Origin of the sequence: Pseudomonas baetica (genome assembly GCF_019733355.1) — a bacterium.
Classification (GTDB): Bacteria; Pseudomonadota; Gammaproteobacteria; order Pseudomonadales; family Pseudomonadaceae; genus Aquipseudomonas; species Aquipseudomonas baetica_A.
Genome location: NZ_JAIHLQ010000046.1, coordinates 39,265 through 45,865, shown reverse-complemented (window position 1 = coordinate 45,865; position 6,601 = coordinate 39,265). Strand labels below are relative to the sequence as shown.

The window sequence follows — 6,601 nt, the reverse complement described above, 5'->3', positions numbered from 1 at the left end:
CGCCTTTTTCTACTTGGTCGACAACCGACAATTTAAAAGTCAGCGTGTAATCGCGCTGACTACGTTTTGCGCCCGTATCCATTGCACCCTCCTGATAAGAAGCCAGAAGGTGTAAACCTTATTCAGGACTAGACAAACGGCAAAAAAAGGCCCGCCTGGACAACCAGGCGGGCCTTTTCATTACCGAAAGAAAATCAGTGCTTGCTGTCCTGAGCGGACATCGCCATCAGTTGCTTTTCCTGATTCCAGTCGAACGGTTCGTCGTTTTGTTCGGCTTCGTAGCGGCGTTCTTCCAAGGCCTGATATAGGTCGATTTCTTCATCGGCCAGGTAGTGCAGGCAGTCGCCAGCGAAGAACCACAGCAGGTCCCGCGGGATGAGGTGGGCAATTTGCGGATAGCGAGTAATCACTTGAGTCAGGATATCCTGGCCCAGGTATTGGCTTTCGATCGGCTCAATCGGCAGTGATGCCAGTAGTTCGTCGAAGCGCTCCAGGAACAGGGCATGGCTTTCTTCGGGAACCTGATCGGCCTCACCTACGGCGACCAGGATACTGCGCAGATGGTCGAGCAAAACAAGATGGTCGGCAACGACGTTGGACACGAGATAAGTCCTCAAGAGCAAAACGGGCGCGGGAGTATAAAGCCCCTGCGCCCGTTTTTCACAAATAAACGGCTACACGTTGAAGGATTAGCGGACTTTGCCGTCGGCCAGCACCAACTCCTCTTTGTCGAAATCATCGACATCAATCACCTTGCGCCTTGCTGCCTCTGCTTCGTGCAAGCTCTGCGCTTGCGCCGCCTGGAGAACTCCAGCCTCAAGCGCTGCATCGATCGCGTTTTCGCCTGCGACCGGTTTGACCTGACCGCTTTTCAGCGAAGTGTGCAGTTTTTTCTGCAACGGTTGCGCAGCACTCAGCAGATCGCTGGCGTGTTGCAGTGCGCCGACGGCATCATCTGCCGAGTGCGGGCGATAGCAGCCGGCAAGTAACTCTTCCAGCGCCGGATCGCCCTTGGCTCGGCCAATAATGCTCGCCACTTCGGCACCGAGTTTGTCCGATGGGCCTTTGTGGCGCCGGCCGAACGGGAACACGATGACCCGCAAAATGCAGCCAAATGCCTTGTTCGGGAAATTGCTCAGCAGCTCATCGAGAGCACGCTCCGACTGGAAAAGGCTTTCTTCCATGGCCCAGCGCAACAGCGGCTCCATATACCCTGGCGAATCCAGATCGTGATAACGCTTGAGCGCAGCGGACCCCAGATACAGGTTGCTCAGCACATCGCCAAGACGGGCCGAGAGACGCTCGCGGCGTTTCAGTTCGCCCCCCAGCAGCATCATGCTGAAGTCGGCGAGCATGGCAAAGGCTGCCGCCTGACGATTGAGCGCGCGGAAGTAACCCTGACTGATCTTGTCGCCCGGCGCAGGTTCGAAGTGGCCCAAACCCAGGTTCAACACCAGGGTGCTGGCGGCGTTGCTCACGGCGAAACCGATATGCTTGAGCAGTAGGCCGTCGAATTCTTTCAGTGCCTGATCCTTGTCCTCGCGGCCGGCGAGGGCCATTTCCTTGAGCACGAACGGATGGCAACGAATCGCACCCTGACCGAAGATCATCAGGTTACGCGAGAGAATGTTCGCGCCTTCCACGGTGATGAAGATCGGCGCGCCGTTCCAGCTACGCCCAAGGTAGTTGTTCGGGCCCATGATGATTGCCTTGCCACCGTGTACGTCCATGGCGTGGCTGATGCATTCACGGCCGCGTTCGGTCAGGTGGTACTTGAGGATCGCCGACAGGACTGACGGTTTTTCGCCCAGATCCACCGCGTTGGCGGTCAACATTCGTGCTGCGTCCATCATCCACGCGTTACCGCCGATGCGCGCCATGGCTTCCTGTATGCCTTCGAAGGCCGACAGCGGCACATTGAATTGCTCACGAATCTGCGCGTATTGCCCGGTCACCAGGCTGGTGAATTTGGCTGCACCGGTACCGACTGCTGGCAGCGAGATCGAACGGCCGACAGAGAGGCAGTTCATCAGCATCATCCAGCCTTTGCCGAGCATCTCCTGGCCGCCGATCAGGAAGTCCAGCGGGATGAACACGTCTTTGCCCGAGTTCGGGCCGTTCATGAACGCCGCGCCCAGTGGCAGGTGACGGCGGCCAATCTCCACGCCTGCGGTATCGGTTGGAATCAGCGCAAGGCTGATGCCGAGGTCTTCTTTGTCGCCCAGCAGGTGATCCGGGTCATAGGCTTTGAACGCGAGGCCGAGCAGCGTGGCGACCGGACCCAGTGTGATGTAGCGCTTTTCCCAGTTAAGGCGAAGGCCGAGGACTTCCTGACCCTCCCATTGGCCTTTGCAGATGATCCCGGTGTCCGGCATCGCGCCTGCGTCGGAACCGGCGAGCGGGCCGGTGAGGGCGAAGCACGGGATGTCGTCGCCACGGGCCAGCCGTGGCAGGTAGTGATTGCGTTGTTCGTCGGTGCCGTAATGCAGCAGCAGTTCTGCCGGGCCGAGGGAGTTGGGCACCATCACCGTGGAGGCGAGATCGCCGCTGCGGGTCGCAAGTTTCATCGCTACTTGCGAGTGGGCATAGGCGGAAAAGCCCTTGCCCCCGAATTCCTTGGGAATGATCAGGGCGAAGAAGCCGTGTTCCTTGATATGCGCCCAGGCTTCTGGCGGCAGATCCATCGACTGGCCGATTTGCCAGTCAGTGACCATCGCGCAGAGCTCTTCAGTCGGACCATCAATGAAGGCCTGCTCTTCTTCACTCAGTTGTGCCTTGGGATAGGACAGCAGTTTTTCCCAGTCCGGACGACCGCTGAACAGCTCACCATCCCACCAGACGGTGCCGGCATCGATCGCGTCGCGTTCGGTCTGCGACATCGGCGGCAGGGTTTTCTGGAACCAGTTGAACAGCGGCGCACTGAAATATTTGCGGCGCAGGTCAGGCAGCACCAATGGCGCGGCCACCATCGCCAGTACGATCCAGAGCACCACCAACAGCCAGCCCGGTGCGTGGCTGAAAATCCCCATCGCCAGCAGGTAGACGGCAACGATGCCCAATGCAGGCAGCGGGGAAATTCGCCGGTGGGCGAGATACGCCACGCCAACGACCAAAACCAGTATCCACAACAACAGCATATTCAGTCCTCCGTGAACCAAGGCAAATCGACCCTTCAGAGCTTAGACGGCATCTGTAAAACCGGGTGGTCAGACCATGGTGATTGAAATCGTGGGAAACCTCTGACGGTTTTCGTAGGTTCGGTGGGCAACACGCGTGGGAAATCGTTCGTTCATTGCGCAACTTTGCGTGCATGTTTGGCCGAAACGTCGTTATCTCTGTGCTTGAGCGGTCGCTAGACTCGGGGCTCACCCAGGAGATTGCCGTCATGCACGAGTATCTGAGTCCCGGCCGCTTCATCGATAGTGACCACCCGGCGGTGGTGGAGTTCGCCGAACAGCACCGTGGTGCCAGCGGTGACCCGCTCAAGCAGGCGATCAATCTCTATTACGCCGTGCGCGAGACGGTGCGCTACAACCCTTACACCTTCAGTCGAGATCCGCAGACGTTGCGCGGCAGTTACGCTTTGGCAACGGGGGAGAGCTATTGTGTGCCGAAAGCCACGCTGCTGGCCGCTTGCGCGCGACATTGCGCGATTGCGGCACGCATCGGTCTGGCGGATGTGCGCAATCATCTGTCGACCCCGCGCCTGCTTGAACTGCTCAAGAGCGATGTGTTCGCCATGCACGGTTACACCGAGCTGTTTCTTGGTGATCGCTGGGTCAAGGCGACGCCTGCGTTTAACCAGAAACTCTGCGAACTGTTCAACGTCGCGCCATTGGATTTTGACGGTATCAACGACAGTGTTTTCCACCCGTACAACCGGGACGGTGCCCAGTTGATGGAGTATCTGGTCGATCACGGCCAGTTCACCGATGTGCCGCAAACCTTCTTCTTTGAGCACCTGGAAAAATGTTATCCGCACCTGTTCGGCGATCAAGAGCCGCCACTATTGGGTGACATGCAGAGCGATGTCAGCCGCCTCTGATCCGGCGTATGCTGCCTGCCCACACATTTGCAAAGAGGCGGTCATGCTGAAGATCTGGGGACGGAAAAACTCATCGAATGTCAGGAAGCCATTGTGGGCCGCCGAAGAACTCGGCCTGGCTTATGAGGCGATCGATGCGGGTGGCGCGTTCGGTGTGGTCGACACGCCGCAGTACCGGGCGATGAATCCGAATGGCCGGGTGCCGGTGATCGAAGACGACGGTTTTGTGCTGTGGGAGTCCAACGCCATCGTCCGCTATCTGCTGGCCAAACATGCGCCTGACAGCGCCTGGTACCCGGCAGACCCACAAGCCCGGGCTATCGCTGACAAGTGGATGGACTGGACCACTTCGAGTTTTGCCGGTCCCTTCCGCACCGTGTTCTGGGGCGTTTTGCGTACACCGGCCGACCAGCAGGATTGGGCGGCGATCAACGCGGCGATCACGCAATGTAACGAGCTTTTGAGCATGGTCAACGCTGCTTTGGCCAGCCAACCTTACCTTGGCGGAACAGAAATCGGCATGGGCGATATTCCGCTCGGCAGTTTCATTTATGCCTGGTTCGAGATGCCCATCGAGCGGGCTCCGCAACCCCATCTGCAAGCCTGGTACGAGCGGCTCAAACAGCGTCCGGCCTACAAAAAAGCCGTCATGACCGCGTTGACTTGATAATTACTATCGACACACTTGACTGTACTTGTGCGGCGAGGGCAAGCACCATTGCGCTCTTGCGCTGCGGTTGTATCCCTCGCCGCTTGCCCTTATTTCTCTCTTTCCTCCCTTCACCATGGTGCGTAAATCAGATATGAGTTCCGCTCTGTCCATCCGGCAGCTAACCAAAACCTACGGCAACGGGTTCCAGGCCTTGAGTGGTATCGATCTGGACGTCGCCGAAGGTGACTTTTTCGCCTTGCTCGGCCCCAACGGCGCCGGCAAATCCACGACCATCGGCATTCTTTCCACCCTGGTGAACAAGACCAGCGGCACGGTGAATATCTTTGGCAATGACCTGGACAAGAGCCCGGCCGCGCTTAAGCGCTCGATCGGCGTGGTGCCCCAGGAATTCAACTTCAACCAGTTCGAAAAGACGTTCGACATCGTCGTGACCCAGGCCGGTTACTACGGCATTCCGGCGAAAATCGCCAAAGAACGTGCCGAGCAGTACCTGACCCAGCTCGGCCTGTGGGACAAGCGCGATGTGCCTTCGCGTTCGCTGTCGGGCGGCATGAAGCGCCGCTTGATGATTGCTCGTGCGCTGGTGCATGAGCCGCGCCTGTTGATCCTCGACGAACCGACGGCCGGCGTCGACATTGAACTGCGTCGTTCGATGTGGACGTTCCTCACCGAACTGAACCAGAAAGGCATCACCATCATCCTCACCACGCATTATCTGGAAGAGGCTGAGCAGTTGTGCCGCAACATCGGCATCATCGACCACGGCACGATTGTCGAGAACACCAGCATGCGTCAGTTGCTCGGCCAACTGCATGTAGAAACTTTCCTGCTCGACCTCAAGGGCAATTTGAGCGTCGCGCCGCAACTGGTCGGCTATCCGTCCCGTTTGGTGGATGCACACACGCTGGAGGTGCAGGTCGACAAATCCATGGGCATCACCGCGTTGTTCGGCCAACTGGCTCTGCAGAACATCGAAGTGTTGAGCCTGCGCAACAAAACCAATCGCCTTGAGGAGCTGTTCGTGTCCCTGGTGGAGAAAAATCTGTCGAAGGTGGCGGTATGAGTTCCGAATTCCGTCCCAACCTCGTCGCGCTCCAAACCATTGTTTACCGCGAGGTCAAACGCTTCACCCGGATCTGGCCGCAAACCCTGCTGCCGCCGGCGATCACCATGGTTCTGTATTTCGTGATCTTCGGTAACCTGATCGGTCGGCAGATCGGCGACATGGGTGGCTTCACTTATATGGAGTACATCGTGCCGGGGCTGATCATGATGTCGGTGATCACCAACTCCTACGGCAACGTGGTGTCGAGCTTCTTCGGTAGCAAGTTCCAGCGTTCCATCGAAGAGTTGATGGTCTCGCCGGTCTCGCCGCACACAATCCTGATCGGCTATACCTGTGGTGGCGTGCTGCGCGGGTTGATGGTGGGTGTGATCGTCACCATCCTGTCGCTGTTCTTTACCCACTTGCAGGTGCATCACCTGGGCGTGACCATTCTGGTGGTGGTGCTGACGGCGACGATTTTCTCGTTACTGGGCTTTATCAACGCCGTGTTTGCGCGCAACTTCGATGATATTTCGATCATCCCGACCTTCGTGCTGACACCGCTGACGTATCTGGGCGGCGTGTTCTACTCGATCACTTTGCTGCCGCCGTTCTGGCAGACGGTGTCGCTGGCCAATCCGGTGCTGCACATGGTCAACGCCTTCCGCTACGGCATCCTCGGTGTTTCGGATATCCGCATCGGTATTGCGATCACCTTCATGCTGGTGGCGACGGTGGTGTTGTATTTCGGTTGCGCGCGGTTACTGGTGAGTGGGCGCGGGATGCGGACCTGACGCTATGCCCAGTCGCATGCCTGGCTAGTCCGGGCACCACAAAA

The 6,601-nt window shown here is 58.2% G+C and carries 6 protein-coding genes; 4 read left to right on the top strand and 2 right to left on the bottom strand.

The window, feature by feature from the left end:
- Window positions 1-194 precede the first annotated feature (194 nt).
- Both K5E40_RS29285 and K5E40_RS29280 read right to left on the bottom strand, forming a co-directional pair.
- A complete protein-coding gene (locus K5E40_RS29285; protein ID WP_221733719.1) occupies window positions 195-602 on the bottom strand; it encodes a PA2817 family protein in 408 nt (135 codons plus the stop codon).
- Between the two features lie 87 nt (window positions 603-689).
- Window positions 690-3,137, bottom strand: coding sequence for an acyl-CoA dehydrogenase (locus K5E40_RS29280; protein ID WP_221733718.1), 2,448 nt, complete (start codon window positions 3,135-3,137; stop codon window positions 690-692).
- A gap of 248 nt (window positions 3,138-3,385) precedes the next feature.
- Between K5E40_RS29280 and K5E40_RS29275 the strand changes: the two genes are divergently transcribed.
- From K5E40_RS29275 to K5E40_RS29260, 4 genes are all read left to right on the top strand, one after another.
- A complete protein-coding gene (locus tag K5E40_RS29275; RefSeq protein ID WP_221733717.1) occupies window positions 3,386-4,045 on the top strand; it encodes a transglutaminase family protein in 660 nt (219 codons plus the stop codon).
- Window positions 4,046-4,088: 43 nt separating this feature from the next.
- Window positions 4,089-4,712, top strand: coding sequence for a glutathione S-transferase family protein (locus K5E40_RS29270; protein WP_221733716.1), 624 nt, complete (start codon window positions 4,089-4,091; stop codon window positions 4,710-4,712).
- 136 nt (window positions 4,713-4,848) lie between these two features.
- A complete protein-coding gene (locus K5E40_RS29265; RefSeq protein ID WP_221733715.1) occupies window positions 4,849-5,781 on the top strand; it encodes an ABC transporter ATP-binding protein in 933 nt (310 codons plus the stop codon).
- Window positions 5,778-6,557, top strand: coding sequence for an ABC transporter permease (locus K5E40_RS29260; protein ID WP_187677812.1), 780 nt, complete (start codon window positions 5,778-5,780; stop codon window positions 6,555-6,557). The genes K5E40_RS29265 and K5E40_RS29260 overlap by 4 nt, the downstream gene beginning before the upstream one ends.
- Window positions 6,558-6,601: the final 44 nt, after the last annotated feature.